Raw genomic sequence first — 1,221 nt, 5'->3', positions numbered from 1 at the left:
TGACCTGCCCCCAGGATTAGATACAACCTTCAGTTAGTAATGTCGGTTGGTTTTTCTTCATATTTCCTGTTTCGCCAGTCCGTTGCGAATTCAGCTGGTGTCTGGTAATCCAGTGATGAATGGGGACGGCACTCGTTATAATCCTGCCGCCAGTCATTAATCGTTTTCCGGGCATGAAGAATATCGCTGAACCAGTGTTCATTCAGACACTCATCGCGAAAGCGTCCGTTAAAACTCTCAATAAATCCGTTCTGCGTTGGCTTACCTGGCTGGATAAGCCGTAGTTCCACACTATTCTCAAAGGCCCATTGATCGAGCGCGCGGCAGGTAAATTCCGGGCCCTGATCGGTTCTTATTGTCGTCGGATACCCCCGAAACAACGCGATGCTGTCCAGAATACGCGTGACCTGAACGCCTGAAATACCGAAAGCAGTGGTGATCGTCAGACACTCCTTCGTGAAATCATCCACACAGGTCAGGCACTTGATCCTGCGACCGTTGGCCAGTGCATCCATAACGAAATCCATCGACCATGTAAGGTTCGGTGCATCCGGGCGCAGAAGCGGAAACCGTTCGGTCGCCAGCCCTTTACGGCGTCGTCTGCGTTTTACGCTCAGTCCATTAAGGTGGTAAATACGGTATACCCGCTTGTGATTGACGTGAAGGCCCTCCCTACGCAGCAACTGCCAGATGCGCCGATAACCAAAACGTCTGCGTTCAAGCGCCAGCTCAGTAATACGCCCTGATAAATGTGCATCAGCAGCTGGACGCTGAGCATCATAACGGCAGGTCGACAGGGACAAACCTGTAAGCCGGCAGGCACGACGTTGCGACAGACCGGTCGCATCACACATCAACACCACGGCTTCCCGCTTCTGGCCTGTCGTCAGTACTTTCGCCCCAGAGCCACCTGAAGCGCCTCCTTATCCAGCATGGCTTCGGCAAGCAGCTTCTTGAGCCTGGCGTTCTCTTCCTCAAGCGACTTCAGGCGCTTAACCTCGGGCACCTCCATACCGCCATACTTCTTACGCCACGTGTAAAAGGTGGCGTCGGAAATGGCGTGCTTACGGCAGAGCTCACGGGCAGAAACCCCGGCTTCAGCCTCGCGGAGGATACTGATGATCTGTTCGTCGGAAAAACGCTTCTTCATGGGGATGTCCTCATGTGGCTTATGAAGACATTACTAACATCGGTGTGTATTAATCAACGGGGAGCAGGTCA

Annotated in this window: 1 protein-coding gene; it reads right to left on the bottom strand. The window is 53.2% G+C overall.

Annotated elements, in window-relative coordinates:
* Positions 1–29 precede the first annotated feature (29 nt).
* Positions 30–1,150 (bottom strand): IS3 family transposase gene (locus tag ACJ8IL_RS24720; RefSeq protein WP_089196074.1). Its coding sequence is split into 2 segments (ribosomal slippage): positions 30–892 and positions 892–1,150, totalling 1,122 coding nucleotides; the frame shifts between segments, so codons are not numbered across the junction.
* Positions 1,151–1,221 lie beyond the last annotated feature (71 nt).

Origin of the sequence: Serratia sp. CY47444 (assembly GCF_052168635.1) — a bacterium.
Classification (GTDB): domain Bacteria; phylum Pseudomonadota; class Gammaproteobacteria; order Enterobacterales; family Enterobacteriaceae; genus Serratia; species Serratia bockelmannii.
Note: the sequence above shows the minus strand (reverse complement) of the source record. Positions and strands in the feature narration are given on the sequence as shown.